Here is a 20147-nt window from a genome sequence, read left to right as displayed (position 1 = left end):
TTTACCCATGCTTTTGTCAACCAACTATAAGGGTACCTCTTCACATTACAAAGGACAGTTCATGCTTCCATGGCTGTCCCCATAATATATTATATTACGTTTTAAAATAGAACTGTATTTAGCGCTTAGAATAACTCGGCTTAAATCGAGAACCTCTTGGCTTTATTAAACATTTGGGACCGGTCCCGATTAAATCCTGTCGCTTAGCTTTGATCAGTGCTTCATAGACCAGATCGTAATTTTTCGGATTACGATACTGCATCAAAGCACGCTGCATCGCTTTTTCATGAGGATCACGTGGTACATACACTTCGCTCATATCGCGTGGATCCACTCCTGTATAATACATCGCTGTCGACAGAGTTCCCGGTGTCGGATAAAAATCCTGCACCTGTTCTGGCTGATGATGAATATCACGAAGATATTCCGCTAATTCAATAGCGGCATCTAAATCACTGCCCGGATGAGAAGACATCAAATAAGGAACCAAATATTGATTTTTATGATATTCTTTATTCAAATCTTCATAACGTTTTACAAATTTTTCGTAAAGACCACGGCGTGGTTTTCCCATTTTGTCAAGCACCCGATCACTGATATGCTCCGGTGCTACTTTTAATTGCCCACTGATATGATTCTGTACCAGCTTTCTAAAGAAGGTATCATCTTTATCGTACATCAGATAATCATAGCGAATCCCCGAACGGACAAAAACCTTTTTCACGTTTGGCAGTAAACGCAGCTGATCTAATAATTCGATGTAATCCTGATGGCTGACTTCCATATTTTTACATGCGTTTGGCCATAAACACTGCTTAGCTACACAGGTTCCATGTTCCAATTGTTTTTGACATGACGGCGCTCTGAAATTTGCAGTCGGTCCGCCAACATCATGAATATATCCTTTAAATTGTGGATCCTGAGTAATTTTCTTTGCTTCTTCAATGATCGATTCATGAGAGCGAGCTTGGATGATTCTTCCTTGATGAAAAGCTAAGGCACAGAAATTACATGAACCAAAGCATCCTCGATTTGAAATAAGACTGAATTTCACTTCTTCAATCGCAGGCACATGCCCTTTCTCTTTATAGCGAGGATGATAGTCGCGCTGATAAGGCAAAGCATAGGCATCATCAAACTCCTGTGTAGTTAATGGACGGTTCGGTCTATTTTGTACGACATACCAGCCATCATAAGGTTCAACCAAAATCGATGCATTGAAATGATCCGTATTTTGATATTGAATATTGAATCCTTTCGCATAAGCAATCTTATCTTCACAGATTTCTTCGTAGCTAGGCAGCATGATATAATCATTTAAACTAGAAATATCTTTTGTTTTATAAACTGTCCCATCTAAATAGGTTAAATATTTTGCTTCTAGTCCGCTGTCTAATGCTTCTGCGACTTCGATAATGCTGTTTTCTCCCATACCATATAAAAGGAGATCAGCATTCGCATCAATAATAATTGATTTGCGCACTTTATCATCCCAATAATCATAATGAGCCAAACGGCGAAGACTCGCTTCAATCCCACCAATAATAATCGTGGCATCTTTAAAAGCCTGGCGGACTTTTTGAGAATAAACGATCACTGCACGATCAGGACGCTTCCCCATTTTTCCACCGGGAGTATACTGATCTTTTTTACGTCTGCGTTTTGAAACACTGTAATGATTCACCATCGAATCAATATTGCCTGATGAAATCAAAAAACCAAGGCGAGGCTTTCCAAACTGTTTAAATTCGTCTAATGAATGCCAATCCGGCTGAGCCAAAAAACATACTTTAAATCCTCGGCTTTCTAATGTACGGCAAATGATAGCAGCGCCAAATGAAGGATGATCCACATAAGCATCGCCGCATATATAAACAAAATCAGGCTGCTCCCACCCTCGTTCTTCCATTTCTTTGGCGTTCATTGGTAAAAATTCGTTCATACCCTCATCCTTTCTTTACGGTTTTCTATTATGTCATAAATTTCTTCGTTTGAAAATAGATTCCACTGTATTCTTCTACAAACGTTTCAATAATTTGAGTCACTTCTTTCAGCGTTGCTTCTGAAAAGCTTAACTTATCTATATTTTTTATTGTTAATAACTGCATATGCCGAAACAGTTTTAATACCTCTTTAGAGTAGACCGGATCTTTTTTATTCAGACAATCCACACAGATAAATCCCCCATCAACAATGCTGATAGAAGCGATCGGTTTAGTCTCCTGACACCTGACACAGCGATTTACTTCCAAAATAGTTCCCGATCTTTCCAGCATTGCCAGATTGAATAAATCATACACCACTTGAGGAGGATAGCCCGCCTGTAGTGCTTGAAAACTGTCTTCTATGAGTTTAAACAGCTGTGCATCCGGTACATTTTCTTCTTCTTGTTTATAGACATATTCATTGATATAGCTGCTGTAGATCTGTAGCTGCAGATCTTCTTTAAGATGACGGTAGAAATCCACGATGGTTGCCTTTAATAAAAGACTGATTCCTTTTTTAGGAATAATCATCATTTCCACTAAACTCAATTCCTGTAAAGCCGCTGCATTTTTGCTTTCCATTTTATTGACCCCTTTGGCAATAAAGGTTAATCGTCCAAATTCTTTAGTATAGGCATAAACCAAACGATCTTTTTCCTTATAGGGCATTGTTTTTAAAATAAATGCAAGGGTCGTTGTTTCATTCATTAATATTCGTCCTCGTTATACCCTAACTCTTTCAAATATTTTTCTTTATTACGCCAATCTTTTTCCACTTTAACAAAAAGATCTAAATCCACATCCATTCCTAAGAACTGGCGAATATCTTTTCGTGCGGCTAATCGAATTTTCTTAATTAATGCCCCTTGCTTTCCGATAATAATTCCTTTTTGTGAATCGCGGGTCACGACAATCGAAGCAATAACATCCAAACGATGCTCTTTTTCATCTTCTTCAATTTTATCGATGAGAATAGCGACGGAATGCGGTACTTCTTCATGCGTATAATGCAAGATTTTTTCACGAATGAATTCAGCTATGATAAATCGTTCCGGATGATCGGTCAATTGATCATCTTCATAATATTTAGGTCCTTCATTCAAATCATCTTTTAATACACTGATCAGATGATCCACCTGCAAGCCTGTTTTGGCACTGATTGGGATAATTTCTTTGAAAGGAAAAAGCTCCTGCCATTCCATTAATTTTTGTATCAATTCTTCTTTTGACAGCAAATCAACTTTATTTAATACTAAATAAACAGGAATTTCCGCTTCTTTTAAACGATTGATGATATAATGATCCCCTTTGCCGATCTTTTCATTAGCCGGAGCAATAAATAAAATGACGTCTGCTCCATAAATTGAATTTAACGCTGAGGTATTCATAAATGAACCTAAACGATCCTGCGGCTTATGTACTCCCGGTGTATCAATAAACACAATCTGACTGTCTTCATCGGTATAAATCCCCTGAATCGTATTACGGGTTGTCTGTGCTACATCGGACATAATCGCTAGTTTTGTTTTTAGCATCTGATTCAGCAAAGTCGATTTTCCGGCATTGGGTCTTCCTACAATACTTACAAATCCTGATTTAAACATGTAAATCCTCCTCTAAAAATGCTCCCGGCAGCAGTGCTTTGATATTAGTAATCAGATGCTTTGTCGGATTAGCTAAAATAATAGGTGTTTCCGGCAGCATTAATTCCGCTAAGACCTGACGGCAGGCACCACAAGGCGTAACCACTTCTTTGCCATAAGCCACAATAGTAAGTGTTGCGATATCCTCTTTACGATAACCATGACAATACGCTTGATATATTGCGTTGCGTTCCGCACACATCGTTGATCCATATGCCGCATTTTCTATATTACAGCCATCAAACCATGTTCCATCTTTCATCTCAATCGTTGCTCCTACGGCAAAATGGGAATATGGGATATAAGCTTTCTTTGAAGCCGCAAAAGCTCTTTCGATTCTTTTCTTTGCATCCATTCTGTGCTCCTACTTTCTTAAAATTTCCATATTATTCAATATCGTATCCTGTAATGCCATCATCACTTTTTCATCTTCTTCGATCATATGATCATAGCCTAATAAATGAAGCAGTCCATGCGTAAACAGGAAACATAATTCGCGTTTGATGCTATGCCCATACTCCTGTGCCTGCTCTACCGCTTTATCATAAGAGATAAAGATATCGCCTAATAAACGCGGCATGCCTTCTATATAAGGGGATTCCTCGTCTTCCAAAGCAAAGGTAATGACGTCTGTTGGCCGATCGATATGACGATATTCTCTGTTAATCTCATGAATTCGTTCATTGTCTATAATACTTACAGAAAATTCAATATCATCTTCAATCTTCAAATAATCAAATGTATATAAAGCGATCTCTTTAAATAAGGTTTCAAACTCACCTAAATCCATCTCTAGTTCATTAATCATCTCAATATCTAATTCCATTTTATTTCGCTCCTATATGTATACTTCCTTTGCTTATTATAACACAGCTTTCGCTATTAGAAACAATATTTGTTTGATGATCGACCACTAGAATTAATTTATTTTTAAAATTTTCACTCTCTAATATTTGTTTTACTTTCTGTTTTAAAGAATCACTCATATGACTAAACGCCTCATCAAAGACATACATTTCATAATCAAGCAGAATCACTCGCACAAAAGCAATTAACTGAAGCTGCCCTTGAGATAATCCCTGCCCCTGTCCATCTAGGGAGCATGTCAGCAGCGGATAGAGTTCCGTTAAGTAAAACTTCCCCATCAGTTTATATAAAACACTCTGATCAATGCCTTCCGTCAAAAATTGAAGAACATTAATACTCGCAATAAATGGTTCTCCGTTTAAAAAACAAATTTTCTCTTTTAGCTCCTTTTCAGAAATATGCCGAAGTTCCGCCTGATTTAATTTAATGCTTCCACGATAATCTTTCAGCTGTCCGGTAATCAGTTTAAGAAAAGTAGTTTTTCCGCTCCCATTATCGCCGATGACCTGCAAATGATGAGAAAATACTTCATCCTGATGCTCGAATATCGGATTTCGATAGCCAAAAGCAAAGCTGACATGATCAAAAGCAACTGTATTAATAGGTCCCTGTATTGTTTCTTGTCCTTCATTATTTTTTATGTTAAGCGTTTTATAACGCTCAAAAATCATCCCCATGCGCTTCCCTTGAATGATTAATTGAATCGCTCTAAATAATGGATCAACCAGATAAGAAACCAATGTATAAGCCAGCATCAATTCCCCTATTGTTAAACGATTAGAACGAATGAATCCATAACCTTGGTAAAACAGTAAAATACTCATGAATTGAAGCAAAACATTAACAATGATCTGATAATGACTTAAATCACTTTTCTTCTCTTTAAAATGCTTTAGATATTCAGTAAAGAAGGACTCCCGATTCTGCTGTTCCTCACTCTCTAATTTAAATACCGAATAGTCCTTATCATGCATCAGATAATGATGTGCCAAAGTCATGAGATATTGATTGTCAACCAAGCTCTGCTTATCTTTTTTATGCAGTCGCTTCAATATAAAATAACTTAGCCCTGTCACTAAGATTAAAATAATGCCAATGCCTTTCAATAAAGCCGGTGCCAGCCAATAAAGTGCAGCAAAAAACAAGATAATCTGTATCGCATCCACACACAGACTTTCTACACATTCGATTAAATATTGCGGCAGTTCAAACAAGGTCTGCAGCTTGTTTAAACTTTCCTGTGGGAGATAGCGTTCTTTATAATCCATCGGTAATGATAATAGATGGTCAATCGTTGAATAGACAAAGCTTGTTTGCAGTTGTTGTTCAAAAGTAATCATCCAGTCATTCTTTATCTTTTGGCAAAATGCTTTTAGTATCAAAACAAAAAGAACACCAATACTCAATACATTTACAAATGAAGTATTCATATTTTCATTGAGCATATCCATTAAATACTTAAAATACGTATTCATTATTAAAGTAAATAAGGACAGCAACGAGGAGATTGCCATTATTTTCATAATAAAGAAACGCATCTGCTTCATTTTCTGCCAAGCATACTGATAAAAGGAAAGGGCTGCAGTTTGAGGTGGCTGTCCAACAATCTGAATTATAATCGCTCTGTTTTGATAAAGCTGTCCTAATTCAGCTAAGGTATAGCGAACTAATCCCTCAGCCGGATCCCCACAAATAAAATAAGGTGCTTTATAACGGTACAAAACAATATAGTGTGATCTATTTTCATGATAGGTATGTAAAATGCAAGGATAGCGCAAATGCATTTTTAAAGTTTCTAAATCCGTCTCATACCCCTTAGCTTCAATATGATAATATTTCAAGCATTCAATCAGCCCCTGCATGCTGATCCCATGATGATCAAGACGGCAAAGTGCTTTAATATGATCTACTTCATCATCAATATGAAAATATTTTAAGATCATGTATATACTATAAGCTCCACATGAGTAATTCTCATCCTGCAAATAGATTGGATATTTTTTCATACAACTCCCCCTGCTCCTATCTACTTATTCTTTCTTTTTTTAAGATTTACTCAAATTAAACTATTATATACTTCTCTTTCAAGCTGTATTTTTCATAAGTAATCATATCTATAAACACACAAATAATCATTATCTTATTAAGACTTGGGTTACATTTTATACTTATTTTTGATAATATAGTAAAGAGGTGACGAAGATGAATGAACAACAGTATCAGTCTGTATTAAATTGGTGCCGTACAAATAAAACAAAAGAGAAACTGCTTACTTTATTATGCCGTTACTCTCCCATCAGTGTTATTATCATTTATTTAGGAACGATCAGTTATCTAGTATTCCAACATGACTCCCGTTTAATCAAAGTCCTGCTTTATCCATTTCTTGCGCTTCTGACAATCACCCTCATGCGTAAGCTATATAATTGTCCACGTCCTGCCGACATGTATTCTATTCATCCTTTGATCAAACATCATCAAGGGGAATCGTTCCCTAGTCGTCATACCGGAAGTGCCGTCATTATTGCGTTTAGCTGTCTGTATATCTCATACCCACTTGGTTTGCTTTGCTTTATCATTGCTTTGTATGTCGGGGTATCAAGAGTCATTGCCGGTGTTCATTTTATTAAAGACGTTGTTGCTGGTGCTATGATTAGCACTATATTAGGCATACTGATGTTTATTTTATAAATATATCCCAAGCATGAATCATGCTTGTTTTTTATAGAAAGGAATTTGTTATGCAGCCATCTATTGAACTATTAAAAGAAATCATCGTTCCCTATGAACGCCTGCCCCTTCGCATTTTTTATTTTCATGGTAAAAAATCCACAATCGGTTATCCACTGCATACCCATCGTGACGCAGAATTATTATTTTGTGTCCATGGCAGTTTAGATATCAAAATTAAAGAAACCACCTATCACTTAAAAAAGAATGATTATCTCTATATTAACCCACAGGAGCCCCATGCCACGACCTGCCCTGACCAAAATGAAATTCTAGTCTTACAGATTTCTAAAGACTTCATCAGCAATATCAGTGATGATCCCCATTTTAGAATTGCAAATGAAACGATGTTGGAAAAAGAAAAAAGAATCACTGAACCTGAAAGAATAAAAGAATTATTATTTCAAATCTATAGTCATTATTCACTTAAAGAGGAAGGCTATCATCTAAAGATCTATAGTTTAATCTTCGAATTAGCTTATCTGCTGGTTCGCGAATTCAAAGAGATTCGGCATGCTTCCATCGAGATTTCCACATTGAAGCATCAAGCTCTCATTCAAGATATCTGTCATTATATTAAAGATCACTATAATGAAGCGTTAACTTTAAATGGATTATCACAGCAGTTTGCCTACACACCTCAGCATATTGCTTCTCTATTTCAAAATTATATCGGAACGACCTTTCTGACTTATTTAAACAGCATTCGAATCGATAAATCTCTTCCATTGCTGATTAACAGTGATCTTTCTATCATTCAAATATCTGAAGCCTGTGGATTTTCCTCTGTAAAATCTTTCAATAAAGTATTTAAAACCGTCTATCAGCTATCACCTAATCAGTTTCGTACGCTTAATAAAGAACATTAGATTAAAAATTGACTATTATTTTCTTAAATATAGGAATGATATTCTTCCTTTTCTTATCTAAAATAGTGAGTAGATATAAGGAGGAAAATTATGAAAAAATATTTAGCCAGTGATATTGATGGCACACTTTTGAAGCATAATAATGGAAGCGATCAAGAACGGACAATTTTAGACGAAGATAAACAGGTATTAGAGCAATTTACTAAGCAGCATACTTTAATTATATCAACAGGAAGAAACAAAATAAGCACATTTCAGCTATTCAATCGTTTGAATCTCCATTTCCCTAACACCTACTATATAACAAGCAACGGTGCCCAAATTTTTGATTCTGAACGCCGCTGTATATTCCAAATGACATTAAAGTCAGAGATTTCCGAACAAAGTTTGAAACTGTTTCATCATTTAAATATCCATTCGGATTTATTATGCAGTGTTTTTGATGGAGAAACAGTTTACCTGTTAGAAAAGCAGGAGGATACCAAAAAGATTCCGGATTTAAGTAAGATTATTAATATCTGCGTTGAATCTAAAAATAAAAATATTTCCGATATTTTGGCATTTTACCAAAAAGCAGAAGCTTTTACTAACTGTGAGGTACACCAAAATAACTGGTACGTGGATATCGTTCCACAAAATATATCAAAAGCATTTGCTATTCACTTTATAACAAATTTGGATGAGTCAAATAAATCCCATCAATTAGCTGCTGTCGGGGATTCATGGAATGATATCCCTATGTTTGCTATTGCAGATGAAAGCTACACTTTCCATCAGTCTCCCATTGAAGTCAAACAAAAAGCAACCCACCATATTGACCATGTCTATCAGTGCGTTGCAGATTTCTTAGAAAGATAAAATAGAGATACCTTTGTATCCCTATTTTTTTATTTAATTGTTTTAACATGGTTGAATGGAAATAAAATAACACCATCTTTACCAATAAACTTATCGTAAGGAAAGCTTCCCAAAACACGTGAATCCGCAGAGACTAAACGATTGTCTCCCATCACAAAATATTCATTTTCAGGCACCGTCACCTCAAAGTCTTCAGTAAACAAAGGACTATTGTATTTAAGCTTAGCTTCCTCCATATATTCCTTATCTAAATAAGTTTCTTCATATTCAACCCCATCAATATAAAGACGATCATCTTTAAATTGAATCGTTTCTCCAGGGAATCCGATCAATCGCTTAACAATCTTCTCCTGCAGCTGTGTTGAATACAATACCACGACATCAAAACGTTCTAAACTGTCTTCACTCAATCCAATAACATTAATTATTGAAATATCATTATTATCTAAGGTCGGATACATCGATTTTCCATTCACAATTACGGGATTCACCACTTTTGTGAATATCAAAGATGTAACAACCGCTACGGCAACTAATTCTATAATGGTTTTAATGAGTTCTTTTGATTTTGAATTGTTTTTTTCCATTGAAAGACTCCTTTATTCTATTTTATTATATAGCCGCCTAAGATAATTATCAAGACAGATGGTAGAATAAAGATAACAAATCCTTTATTATATTGAATCTTCCTCTCTCGCAGTACCTAATTACAACCTTCTTCACATAGTCCTCTTATTTTTCCGCCATAACCTTCTGATCTGCTTGTCCTTTTTAAAATAACCAAATCCGGATATTTCTTCTCTAATTTCTTTCTTGTCGATTCATTCATCACAGCAATATAATTCAAGCTAGGAAGTTCTGTTTCTTTATGCTCATTTACTAACTGATTTAAAAAAATCATTTGATGTATAAATATAACTAGATGTACTATATCCATAAGTGTTCACAAAACCAACAATCTGCAGTTTCAATTGAACCTCCTTCATTTTATACTTTCGATCATTAGAAGATATCGGAATTAATGTAGAGGTTGTTCATATAATTTGTTTTGAATATTCCTCGTCACTTATATCTAAATGAAATAATTCTATAAAATGATCAGGTAAATAAACCGGAATCGCCTCATCCACCATTTTACCATTAAAAATACGTGTTGCAAACTCCTTAACTGTCTCTTCTTTTATGTATGGCACCATAGCATAATAATTTGAATAGTAAGATTCTCCATCCGCTTTAGGTGTTTCACTATCCAAGGCTAACACATTATCAGCTTCAATTTTCCAGCTATTATCATTCACCCTTTCTCCCCAGTAAGAATAATATCCATAATGAATAGGAAATAACTCCACATCTTCTCGTTTCTCAATTTCTTCGATAATAGTATGATCTATCATTTTATTATTTTCGGCTAAATAAGAACGCCGTAATATTTGAGTCTTCCCAGTGCTTGAATAAATAAGATATTCGTTCTTTTCACCATTCCCACTGCAGTCACTTGGTATTAAACCCAAAACAATTAAGCATAACCTTTTTTTTCATAAGCCTCTCCTCCTCATCATCTGTAAGTATTTATTATTTAATATAGAACAACAAAAGAATTAACCATTATATTTATTTATATTCTATATTTATTGAACAATATTTATCTATAAGATAAAATAATATAAATATTATAAATTTTTATAAAATATTGTTAGATAAAAAGCTTACGCACTTAGGTTCGCAATTTCATCATGTATGAAGTATCAAAGAGACTATTTCTAATAAAAAAAAAACAATCCTCTCGGATCGTCATTATCTAATGGTGCCCAAGGCCGGACTCGAACCGGCACAGTATCGCTACCGACGGATTTTGAGTCCGTTGCGTCTACCAATTTCACCACTTGGGCAATCAAATACGTTGCTAGTAGATTATACAATTATAATAATAAAAATGCAATCCTTTTTTCTAAAAATTTATATTTTTATTATCCTGAATACATGTAATAGAATGAAGTTTCTATTTATAAGTTAATTGAAATAACATTTCTTTTATCACTTTTAGTGACAATTTTTGACATTTGCAATTTAAAAAAAGTAGTAAATCTTTTCTTTATACAGTATAATATATACTGTAATTATTATAGTAATTGGGAGGGATAAAGATGGCTATTATTGATTTTGTCAAATATAATGGGGATCCTGATGTTTTTGCTTGGAAGTGTCCGGATGAAGAGTTAAGCACATGGACACAATTAATTGTCAATGAATCACAAGAAGCAATTTTATTTAAAGAAGGGAGAGCTTTAGATCGCTTTGGACCTGGGAGACATGTCTTAGACACTAAGAATATTCCGCTACTTACCGGGCTGATCGGTCTTCCGTTTGGCGGAAATTCACCATTTACCGCTGAAGTTTATTTCATTAATAAAACAGTTGTTTTAGATATAAAATGGGGAACCCCTTCACCTATTCAGCTGCAAGATCCTAAATATAATGTCATGATCCCGGTAAGAGCCTATGGGCAGTTCGGGATTACCATTTCAGATTCCAAAACGTTCCTGACTAAATTGGTGGGAACGGTTCCTTATTTTGATAAAGAATCTGTTGTAAAGTATTTTAAAGGAATTTACCTAACTAAAGTAAAAGATGCAATCTCTTCTTATCTAATTAAAGAACAAGTTCCAATTTTAGAGATTGGCGCTTATTTAGAAGAAATCTCTGACTGTCTTTTAGATAAGATTCGTCCGGAAATGGCAGAATACGGAATTAAGATCGTTAATTTCAATGTCAATGATGTCAGTGTACCGGAAGATGATCCCTCTGTTATCAAACTAAGAGATGCCTTAGCTAAAAGGGCGGAAATGGATATTATTGGTTACAGCTATCAGCAGGAAAGATCGTTTGATACATTAGAAGGAGCCGCAAAAAATGACTACAGCGGCGGTGGATTGATGGGAGCTGGTATAGGTCTAGGTCTAGGAGCTGGTCTTGGTGTTCCTATGGGACAGCAAATGAGCGGCATTACCAGTCAAATTGATGTGACCACTAAGCAAAAAGAATGTCCCAAATGTCATCAGATGATCCGTGAAGACGCGAAATTCTGTCCGGAGTGTGGAATTGACGTACAAATTGCCAAACAGGTTGAATGTCCAAACTGCAAAGAAGCCGTTCCAGAGGGAGCAAATTTCTGTCCAAGCTGTGGTGAACCAATGAATAAAAAATGTCCTAATTGTGGCATAAAGGTGAAACCAAATACAAAATTCTGTCCTGAATGTGGGACTAAACTATAAAAGGAAGTAAAAATATGAAACAAACAAAAAACACTTCATGGGGCGTGATTACGTTTGCATTGATTTTCTTTTGGCCGATTGGTATTTATTTATTGATCAGGCGTTTCAACAATGACAAATCTGCAACCTTTCAGCATTCCAAGGGATTAAAAATCGCTTCTTATATACTGATGGGATTTGGCACAATTGCTGTGGCAATGACCTTAACCGGTCAAATGACAACTAAAGATGATCTGGGAATCGAGCATCAAATTGTTGGAGCACAAATGATTCCTTACCTTCTGATTTCAGCGATGTTCTTATTAGGAGGAATTGTTTTATTCAATAAAATGCGAAAGATTGACAAGAATTCAATTAAATATAGACGTTATATCAACTTAGTCGTCAATAATCAATTGAGCGAAATCAGTAAAATTGCCTCTGCACTGTCATTATCTTCAAGTCAGGTGACCGTGGACTTACAAAATATGATTGATAACGGTTATTTGGCTAATGCATATATTGACCATTCCAGAAATCAGATTATATTAACTCAACGACCTGTTGATCAAAAAACAGAGACATCTGCTGTTATGGAAACTTATATCTGTCGAAGCTGCGGCGCTAAAAACGAGATTTATGCCGGCAGTCCAAAAGTATGTGAATACTGCGGAACAGTTTTAAAATAAAAATAAGGTTAAACATTCAGCGTGTTTAGCCTTTTCTTATATTCTGATTATGTTCTTTCATGAAACGAATCATTTCTTCTTTTGGCAACGGTTTTGAATAATAATACCCCTGAATCTGATCCACTCCATTGCGTATCATAAATTGATTTTGAAAATCATCTTCGACACCTTCGGCTACAACAGTTAAATTAAGATCTTTAAAAGTACGAATCATATTTTTCACCATAATGGCAGATTTTTCCTGTTTGCTGACTGCCCACACTAAACTCTTATCCAACTTAATCGTCGTAAACGGAATCTGTATCACTGTAGAAATATTTGAATAACCTACACCAAAATCATCCAGTCCCATATAAATTCCCATCTTTTCCATATCACTGACAAAGTCATGAATGATATCCATATTTTCAGCTAAAGTAGACTCAGTGAATTCAATCTTAATAACTGAAAAAGGAATATTATTTTTATGAATAATCTCACAGACTTTCTGTGCCAGTTGAGGCTGGCGGAACTGAATTGCTGAAAAGTTAACATGGATACATTTAATATTAATCTCTTCATCTAATAAAATACGTGCAAATTTACACACCTTATCTAAAATCATATAGGTCATTTCAATAATCAACCCGGTTTCTTCTGCGATCGGAATAAATTCAGAAGGATATATCGGTCCTAACGGACTGTCATTGATGCGCACTAATGACTCGGCATATTCAAACTGTTGGGTTGCTACACTGTATAAAGGCTGATAATACATTTCAAAATCTTGATTCGCAATCTTTTCTTTTAATATCTTGACAATTTCTCTTTTGCGCTGAATCATCTCAAACATATTCTGATCACAGTAGCACACATAACCATTATAATTCTTTTTTGCTACCGAAACAGCATATTCAACTGAACTAATCAAACTTTCAATTCCGGTTGTACTCTCCGGATAATCAACAGCTCCGATTACATAGGAAAGAATCGCTTCATGCTCCTTAACCCTCCAAGGTTTTTGCATGCGTTCTTGAATCTGTTTTAAAATCACACTAATGACTTCATGCGGCTGACGAATCAATATCGCAAACTCGTCTCCTTTAAAACGATAAACATGCCGCTGTCCGACTAAAGAAGCCAGATAACAGGCAATCGTCTTTAAAAAGGCATCACCTACTTGGTGCGTAAATGCACTATTGATTTGTGTGAAATCACGTAAAGAGATAACGAACAAACTAAAGTGCTGTTTAGGATATTCACTAAGTAAATACTCCAGCATATTGGAAAGCTCCAATTGGTTGGGAATATCGGTCAGATAATCCATTGAAATCTGTTTATTTTGCAAATATAGATAAATGATCAGTAAAGCACAGGTCGCGGCAGAACCGGTCAGAATAATGGTTGGAAATATCTGCTGAACCGCAATCACTACACTGGCAATAATGGGAAAGGCAGATAAAATATTAAAAACATTCTTTTCCACCTTATCTTTTTCCATAAAGGCAACGAACAATGCTCCTAAACAATAAGCATAAAAAAGAATATAAGTAATTGCGATCCATGGTCCTTTCACATAGCCAGATTGATAATTTAAATCAAACAATCCCTTATTAAAAGGATTGGTTAATACTAGCAAAGTGTAGAGAATCGATGGAATCATGCTTAACTTCATAAAACGAATCAGACGTTCTTTATTTTGATAGATAACGGTTGCAGCATATAAGCAATAAACCGCTCCCATTAAAGGGGTAAATATAAAGTAGATCGTAGTAATCAGCCATGTCAGCCAAAGCGGGAACACATGGTAATAGGCAATCATCACAGTTGAAAGGATATTGGTGGTTATCGCTAAAAAGGTGACCAAAAAACAACATTGAAAAATACGATTTCTCAATGTCGGCAGCCAACTTCCACGTCTTGAATAAAGCCAAATTATACTGAGTATAACAGCTGAAATACATTCCGGCGCAATATTCCAATCTAAAGTTATCATGATTATAGTCCCAATCCTTTTCCCACTAACTGCTTTCATTATAACATTCTTAATCCCCCTGTACAAGATGACTTCTTTATAATAAAAAAAGAAATATGAACACTATACTACCTCGATATAGCTATCCATATTTTCTTTTTTTATCACAATTTGTCGATCAATCTGTTCTTTCAATTCCTGAACATGACTGATGATTCCAATCAGCTTATCACTTTGACGCAAATGAAGCAGTACATGGAGTGCCTGCTGTAAAGAATCACTGTCTAAAGAACCGAAACCTTCATCAATAAACAACGTATCTAACTCAATTCCACCGGCAAAGTTTTGAATCATATCTGATAAGCCTAAAGCCAATGATAAAGCTGCTTTAAATGTTTCACCACCCGATAATGTTTTAATATCACGGATCGTTCCGCTCTCATAATCCTGAATCACAATATCTAATCCGGACTGGCGGCTTCCCTTTTCTTCTTTTCTTTGCATCTTATAGCGCTGATTCGTCATCTCTTGAAAACGAATATTTGCTAATGCTAAGATCTGTTCAAAATAGGCAGCCAAAATATAACGTTCAAAGGATAATTTCAAAGCGTTATTTCCAGAAGTTAAAGAATACAGATCATAGTAATTCTGATAAGTCGGTTCAATCAATGCAATCGCATGATAATCTTTTTCCAATTGCTTAAGCAGACGCTGATTCTGCTGATAAAATCCCAGTTTCTGCTGATACTGATCTTTCATGATAATACTTTGTTCGGTTAGGGCTTCAATCTCTTTAGACAATGAAGATAAATCTATTTTTTGTGTACTGGTTAATTCATTTTTTAATGACTGAACCAGTGTATCATTGCGTTCTTTAGCTAACAGATAGTCCTGATATGCTTTTTCTAACTGACTAATCTCTTTTGGTGATCGTTTAGCGGATTGATAGTGGGACAGGTCTTTAAACAACAGATGAAGCTGTTTATCAAAGGTTTTCTGAGTATGCAGGCACTGTTGTTCCCACTTTTTCTTTTCACTTTGATATCCTGCTTTTTGACCTAACAAAGTATTTAGTGAGGTATGCAAGGTATTATAGGCTTGTGTGGAAGTATCCACTTCTTTTGTTTTCGATGTGATAGATTGTTGGATATCTATTATTTTTTCTGAAATGGTTTCTTCTTTTTCCGCTTCTATATCTAATCCTTTAATTTGTCCGCTATAGGCGGCGGCTTGAGCATTCAGCTCTTGTAACTGCTCTGATGTCTTCTGCTGCTCCTGCTGAATGTTTTCCATTTCTTTTAAAAGCTGCTGAAGCTGTACTTCCTTTTGTTTAACTTCCTTTTTCAGTTCGCCTAAGATTTCTAATTGATGGTTTAAATCTTTCATCTTATCGATCAAGTTCTCTTTGTCAGACTGCTTTTCTTTTAAGGAGATCTCCATCGTTTCACACTCAAATTGAATTTGCCGCTGAATTTCTTCAAACGCCTGCTTCTTTTTTAAAACCTGCTGATAAGTCTCCTGTAAATGATTTTGCGCTATCTCTAATTCAGCTTTCATTTTCTTTAAAGTCTCTGATGATAAATCTTGATCGGATAACTCAGCCAGCTTTGGGTGGTGCGTTGAGCCACATACCGGACACGGATCATTCTCTTTTAGATTCTGTGCTAATATCCCTGCCTGTTCCAACATCAGTCGATTCTCATAGTGCAAAGTCTGCTGATTCAAATAAGCATAGGTATCGGCTTCTTTTTGATATACCGAAGCCTGAACTGTATAGTTTTGATGCGCTGCCGCTTCTTTTTTTTCTAACTCCTCTAAATGCTTATGGCGCTCTAATTGTGTCTGTATCTCTTTTAAATCCTGCTGACATGTAAAATATTGAATTTCTACATCCTGTGAGGCTTCAATAAATACTTTTAAAAGCTGTTCATCATGGGCAGTTTTTTCTTTTTTATGCTCTAACGCTTTAAGCATCCTCTGACACTGCGCAATCTCTTTTTCTAAAATCAGACTTTTTGTCTGCAGATATTTAAGCTGCGTTAACTTCTCCAGCTGATTCTGATATTTTTTTAATTCCACATGCAACGACTGTACCTGCTGCTGAAGCTGCGGTACCGCCAAATACGCCTTATCAATCTGCTCTGCTTTTTTATTTAAATGCACTATTTCCTGTTCAAGCAAGGTTTCTTGATTCAGTAAAGTCTGCGATTGTCTTTGCGCTTCATTAAGCTGCTTTTCAATAAGCATCAGTTCATTGGCTTTTTTTGCCTCTGTCAGTTCTTGTTGACACTGGTTCATTTTTGCTTCCAAAACGAGTAAAGCAGACTGTTCAGCTAACGCTTTTTCAAGCTGATCTAATCGTGTATTATTTTTTTCGATCCAGCCATAGTTTTGACGTTTTTCTTCTAAAATCTTTAATAATTGATTCCATTCCTCATTTTGAACAACTAATTGTTTTTTCACCTCAAGCTCTTTTGCTTTTGTTGTTTCGATAAATGCTGTTGTCGTAAGTGCTGCAGATGCTTCATCAATTTGCTTCTTTAAAGTTTCAATCGCAATCATAGTCGATTCTATTTTTTGTTTATACTGATTATATTTTTCTTTCAGTAACATCTCAAACCGATCATAGTGATAAGTGCCAAAAAGCCTTCTGAATATCTTTTCTTTTTCATCACTGCTGGCATGAATCAATCGTGTAAATTCGCCTTGAGCGATCATAGCGATCTGTTTAAATTGCAGGACATCCACGCCTAGCAAGGTGGAAATAGCTTGGTTGACATCTCGCGTTGTGCTGAAAATCTTTCCGTCAGGCATGGTGAGTTCTGCCTGTGCACTGATCGGTGTCTTGCGCCCCGGCTTGATATACTGGGGACTGCGGCGAATATGATAAACCTGTTTTTTGAACTGAAAAGTTAAATCGACATAGGTTTCCTGCTTAGGGTCCGCAAAATCACAGCGCAGACTTTTTGCTTCCCTCAGTGATCCGCTGGCTTCTCCATATAGGGCAAATGTAATCGCATCAAAGATCGTTGTCTTTCCACTTCCAGTCGCGCCTGTAATCAAAAATAATCCATCCTGATATAATAAAGTAAAATCAATCGTGACTGATGAAGCATACGGTCCAAAAGCGGATATTTCTAATCGTACAGGTTTCATTTTATCTCCTTTGCTTTTTCTAATATATTTTCAATGATGCTTGCTTTCTCTTCGTCTAATTCATGGTCACGAATGGTTTGATAAAACTCTTTAAACAATGTAAAATCATCCTGTTTTTCCAACTGGAGATTTGCCACCGTTTTTTTGCCATCATACTCTTTTAACAGCTGCTTATATGTAAGCTGCATAGCATTGGGATACAACGTTCGTAAATGATCCATTGCATTAGCAATTAAGCTTTGATCCAACAATTCAAATGCAATATAATCCTGTTTATTTTCGACGAGTCCTTTTGTCTCATCCATGAAATCAGCAAAATAACCGCTGTATTTCTGCATGGTTAAGGTGGGATGCAAGGTAATTTGTTCAATCACCGTATTGCCTTTTTCCTTCATTTCTACCTTGCACACTGTTTTTTTCTGCTTAACTTCATCAAAAGAATAGCGAAGCAATGAACCGCAGTAGCGTACAACTTGACGTGACACTGCCTGAGGCGCATGCAGATGACCTAAAGCAACATAATCATAATTATCAAATAGATGAACATCGACCACTTCACTTCCACCGACACTTAACATGGTTTCTGACTCACTGGTTTGCACCTGCTGTCCTCCGGCAGCGAACTGATGCGTCATTAAAACATGACGGCGCTTCGGATCTAAGGGATGCAAAGAAATAACATGTTCCAAAGCTTCCTGATAAGTCTTGACTTTTACTTCGGGATATAACTCTTTAACCTGAGACGGCTTAATGTAAGGCAATAAATGAAATTCAATTTCACCGAATTCATCTTTTAATATACAAGTCTCCCAATTTTTCTGTAATTTTGAAGCGATATACAGCCCCTCTGCTTTCAATAGCTGACTGGCAAAATTCAAGCGTTCATCACTGTCATGATTCCCGCTGATCATCAATACTTGAATATGATGCTGACGAATAGCGGCCGTTAAGAAATCATTAAATAACTCCACAGCTTCTGTAGGGGGAACCAAACGATCGTAAACATCTCCGGCAATTAAAAGCAAGCGAATATCCTGCTGATCCATTATCGTCAAAAGTTCAAACAGAACTTCTTTTTGCATGGTAATCATGGAATGTCCGCAAATCCACTTTCCTAAATGTAAATCGCCTATATGTATAAACTTCACAAGATCACCTCCGTATTTTCCATTATAGCATATTCCTTATCTTAAACTAATAAGCAAGCACTAAAAAAGCGCTGTTTACTTTGCGCTTCTTTTTAACCACTGACCGATATCTTCAAAAACAGTTCGATGCTGTAATTCATTTAATATTTCATGACGCATGCCATCATATAAAGTAGCCTCTACATGCTGATAACCGACTGTTCTTAATAGCTCTACCGCTTGATAGAACTTTTTTGTATCGACTAGACACGGGTCTTCTTTCCCACTGATAAACAGAATCGGCAGTTTCGTATTTTTAGGTGCATAATTGTTTTTATTATACGCTCGTGCCATCAATGTAAATAAAGCATGAAAGCCATCAACCGTAAAAATAAAGTTGCAGTATGGATCTTCATCATACTTTTTGACAACCTTTTCATCTGTACATATCCACTGATGTTCACTTTTAGCACCCTTAATGCCGTGATTAAAATAGCCAAACGCCATCTGATTGACAAAACGACTGCGATAAAAAGGACCTTTCCATTTGATTATGAGTGAAGTCAGCATTTTTCCTACTGCAACATATTGATTATAACTTGGACTGCCGCAGACAATCAGACCGGATAAGACGCTTTCATAGGACTGCAGATAATTTCGCACGATCAAAGAACCCATGCTGTGTCCAAACAAATAAAGCGGAAGATTAGGGTAATGTCTTTGAATATACTGAGTGACTAAATAGACATCATCTACTAAATGACGTGCCCCCTCCTTTCCAAAATAACCTAATTGCTTGAATGAAGCTGCACTCTCCCCATGACCGCGATGATCATGAATCACAGATACAAAGCCCAAGCTCGCTAAATATTCCATAAAAGGAATATAGCGTTCTTTATGTTCGCACATGCCATGGCAGATCTGAACAATGCCAATCGGATGTTCCACAGGCAAATACATAATACTAATCTTAGTTTCATCTTCTCTTGATGTTAACATTAATCTTTCCATCTTCTGA

18 protein-coding genes and 1 tRNA gene are annotated in these 20147 nt (G+C 35.9%); 5 read left to right on the top strand and 14 right to left on the bottom strand.

Annotation, left to right across the window (positions count from 1 at the left end; genetic code table 11):
- Positions 1 to 118: 118 nt before the first annotated feature.
- From ACLRVU_RS00185 to ACLRVU_RS00160, 6 genes are read right to left on the bottom strand one after another with little or no spacing between them, the layout of a single operon-like run.
- A complete protein-coding gene (locus tag ACLRVU_RS00185; protein ID WP_412890150.1) occupies positions 119 to 1942 on the bottom strand; it encodes a YgiQ family radical SAM protein in 1824 nt (607 codons plus the stop codon).
- 28 nt (positions 1943 to 1970) lie between these two features.
- The gene (gene recO, locus ACLRVU_RS00180; RefSeq protein WP_412890149.1) at positions 1971 to 2693 is read right to left on the bottom strand and encodes a DNA repair protein RecO; all 723 of its coding nucleotides are present in this window, start codon (positions 2691 to 2693) and stop codon (positions 1971 to 1973) included.
- Positions 2693 to 3589 carry a GTPase Era gene (gene era, locus ACLRVU_RS00175; protein ID WP_412890148.1) on the bottom strand — a complete coding sequence of 299 codons (897 nt, stop codon included), beginning with the start codon at positions 3587 to 3589 and terminating at the stop codon, positions 2693 to 2695. Before era ends, recO begins: the two co-directional genes overlap by 1 nt.
- A complete protein-coding gene (cdd, locus tag ACLRVU_RS00170) occupies positions 3582 to 3983 on the bottom strand; it encodes a cytidine deaminase (protein ID WP_147552737.1) in 402 nt (133 codons plus the stop codon). Before cdd ends, era begins: the two co-directional genes overlap by 8 nt.
- 9 nt (positions 3984 to 3992) lie before the next feature.
- Positions 3993 to 4454 (bottom strand): rRNA maturation RNase YbeY, encoded by a 462-nt coding sequence (gene ybeY / locus ACLRVU_RS00165; RefSeq protein WP_412890147.1) that lies wholly within the window; start codon positions 4452 to 4454, stop codon positions 3993 to 3995.
- 1 nt (position 4455) lies between these two features.
- The gene (locus ACLRVU_RS00160) at positions 4456 to 6501 is read right to left on the bottom strand and encodes a cysteine peptidase family C39 domain-containing protein (RefSeq protein ID WP_412890146.1); all 2046 of its coding nucleotides are present in this window, start codon (positions 6499 to 6501) and stop codon (positions 4456 to 4458) included.
- A gap of 196 nt (positions 6502 to 6697) precedes the next feature.
- Here ACLRVU_RS00160 and ACLRVU_RS00155 point away from each other — a divergent pair, with 196 nt between their 5' ends.
- From ACLRVU_RS00155 to ACLRVU_RS00145, 3 genes are all read left to right on the top strand, one after another.
- Positions 6698 to 7186 (top strand): phosphatase PAP2 family protein, encoded by a 489-nt coding sequence (locus ACLRVU_RS00155; protein ID WP_412890145.1) that lies wholly within the window; start codon positions 6698 to 6700, stop codon positions 7184 to 7186.
- 50 nt (positions 7187 to 7236) lie between these two features.
- On the top strand, positions 7237 to 8094 hold the full coding sequence (locus tag ACLRVU_RS00150) for an AraC family transcriptional regulator (RefSeq protein WP_412890144.1): 858 nt from the start codon (positions 7237 to 7239) through the stop codon (positions 8092 to 8094).
- Between the two features lie 90 nt (positions 8095 to 8184).
- On the top strand, positions 8185 to 8952 hold the full coding sequence (locus ACLRVU_RS00145; RefSeq protein ID WP_412890143.1) for an HAD family hydrolase: 768 nt from the start codon (positions 8185 to 8187) through the stop codon (positions 8950 to 8952).
- A gap of 29 nt (positions 8953 to 8981) precedes the next feature.
- On the opposite strand, the gene lepB is transcribed toward ACLRVU_RS00145, so the two are convergent.
- From lepB to ACLRVU_RS00125, 4 genes are all read right to left on the bottom strand, one after another.
- Complete coding sequence (lepB, locus tag ACLRVU_RS00140; RefSeq protein WP_147552726.1) at positions 8982 to 9539, bottom strand: signal peptidase I; 558 nt, start codon at positions 9537 to 9539, stop codon at positions 8982 to 8984.
- A gap of 116 nt (positions 9540 to 9655) precedes the next feature.
- Entirely contained in the window at positions 9656 to 9889 is a 234-nt protein-coding gene (locus ACLRVU_RS00135; RefSeq protein WP_412890142.1) for a hypothetical protein, read from the bottom strand.
- A 97-nt stretch (positions 9890 to 9986) separates the two neighbouring features.
- A complete protein-coding gene (locus ACLRVU_RS00130) occupies positions 9987 to 10463 on the bottom strand; it encodes a hypothetical protein (RefSeq protein ID WP_412890141.1) in 477 nt (158 codons plus the stop codon).
- Between the two features lie 291 nt (positions 10464 to 10754).
- A tRNA-Leu gene (locus ACLRVU_RS00125) sits at positions 10755 to 10841 on the bottom strand.
- Positions 10842 to 11096: 255 nt separating this feature from the next.
- Here ACLRVU_RS00125 and ACLRVU_RS00120 point away from each other — a divergent pair.
- Positions 11097 to 12224, top strand: a complete 1128-nt coding sequence (locus ACLRVU_RS00120; protein WP_412890140.1) for an SPFH domain-containing protein — start codon at positions 11097 to 11099, stop codon at positions 12222 to 12224.
- A 14-nt stretch (positions 12225 to 12238) separates the two neighbouring features.
- Positions 12239 to 12892 (top strand): hypothetical protein, encoded by a 654-nt coding sequence (locus tag ACLRVU_RS00115; RefSeq protein ID WP_412890139.1) that lies wholly within the window; start codon positions 12239 to 12241, stop codon positions 12890 to 12892.
- A 25-nt stretch (positions 12893 to 12917) separates the two neighbouring features.
- Here ACLRVU_RS00115 and ACLRVU_RS00110 read toward each other — a convergent pair whose 3' ends face one another.
- From ACLRVU_RS00110 to ACLRVU_RS00095, 4 genes are all read right to left on the bottom strand, one after another.
- Positions 12918 to 14906 (bottom strand): EAL domain-containing protein, encoded by a 1989-nt coding sequence (locus ACLRVU_RS00110; RefSeq protein WP_412890138.1) that lies wholly within the window; start codon positions 14904 to 14906, stop codon positions 12918 to 12920.
- A gap of 63 nt (positions 14907 to 14969) precedes the next feature.
- Entirely contained in the window at positions 14970 to 18002 is a 3033-nt protein-coding gene (locus ACLRVU_RS00105; RefSeq protein WP_412890137.1) for an AAA family ATPase, read from the bottom strand.
- Positions 17999 to 19150 carry an exonuclease SbcCD subunit D gene (locus tag ACLRVU_RS00100; RefSeq protein WP_412890136.1) on the bottom strand — a complete coding sequence of 384 codons (1152 nt, stop codon included), beginning with the start codon at positions 19148 to 19150 and terminating at the stop codon, positions 17999 to 18001. The genes ACLRVU_RS00105 and ACLRVU_RS00100 overlap by 4 nt, the downstream gene beginning before the upstream one ends.
- A gap of 75 nt (positions 19151 to 19225) precedes the next feature.
- A complete protein-coding gene (locus ACLRVU_RS00095) occupies positions 19226 to 20140 on the bottom strand; it encodes an alpha/beta fold hydrolase (protein WP_412890135.1) in 915 nt (304 codons plus the stop codon).
- Positions 20141 to 20147: the final 7 nt, after the last annotated feature.

The sequence above is a fragment of the Beduini sp. genome (assembly GCF_047239305.1).
In the GTDB taxonomy this organism is placed as follows: Bacteria; Bacillota_I; Bacilli_A; order Erysipelotrichales; family Coprobacillaceae; genus Beduini.
This window is presented reverse-complemented; position numbering and strand designations above follow the sequence as displayed.

Coding starts and splice junctions, on each gene's coding strand:
- ACLRVU_RS00185 (WP_412890150.1), bottom strand. CDS start 1,942: ATGAACGAATTTTTACCAATGAACGCCAAAGAAATGGAAGAACGAGGG.
- recO (WP_412890149.1), bottom strand. CDS start 2,693: ATGAATGAAACAACGACCCTTGCATTTATTTTAAAAACAATGCCCTAT.
- era (WP_412890148.1), bottom strand. CDS start 3,589: ATGTTTAAATCAGGATTTGTAAGTATTGTAGGAAGACCCAATGCCGGA.
- cdd (WP_147552737.1), bottom strand. CDS start 3,983: ATGGATGCAAAGAAAAGAATCGAAAGAGCTTTTGCGGCTTCAAAGAAA.
- ybeY (WP_412890147.1), bottom strand. CDS start 4,454: ATGGAATTAGATATTGAGATGATTAATGAACTAGAGATGGATTTAGGT.
- ACLRVU_RS00160 (WP_412890146.1), bottom strand. CDS start 6,501: ATGAAAAAATATCCAATCTATTTGCAGGATGAGAATTACTCATGTGGA.
- ACLRVU_RS00155 (WP_412890145.1), top strand. CDS start 6,698: ATGAATGAACAACAGTATCAGTCTGTATTAAATTGGTGCCGTACAAAT.
- ACLRVU_RS00150 (WP_412890144.1), top strand. CDS start 7,237: ATGCAGCCATCTATTGAACTATTAAAAGAAATCATCGTTCCCTATGAA.
- ACLRVU_RS00145 (WP_412890143.1), top strand. CDS start 8,185: ATGAAAAAATATTTAGCCAGTGATATTGATGGCACACTTTTGAAGCAT.
- lepB (WP_147552726.1), bottom strand. CDS start 9,539: ATGGAAAAAAACAATTCAAAATCAAAAGAACTCATTAAAACCATTATA.
- ACLRVU_RS00135 (WP_412890142.1), bottom strand. CDS start 9,889: ATGGATATAGTACATCTAGTTATATTTATACATCAAATGATTTTTTTA.
- ACLRVU_RS00120 (WP_412890140.1), top strand. CDS start 11,097: ATGGCTATTATTGATTTTGTCAAATATAATGGGGATCCTGATGTTTTT.
- ACLRVU_RS00115 (WP_412890139.1), top strand. CDS start 12,239: ATGAAACAAACAAAAAACACTTCATGGGGCGTGATTACGTTTGCATTG.
- ACLRVU_RS00110 (WP_412890138.1), bottom strand. CDS start 14,906: ATGAAAGCAGTTAGTGGGAAAAGGATTGGGACTATAATCATGATAACT.
- ACLRVU_RS00105 (WP_412890137.1), bottom strand. CDS start 18,002: ATGAAACCTGTACGATTAGAAATATCCGCTTTTGGACCGTATGCTTCA.
- ACLRVU_RS00095 (WP_412890135.1), bottom strand. CDS start 20,140: ATGGAAAGATTAATGTTAACATCAAGAGAAGATGAAACTAAGATTAGT.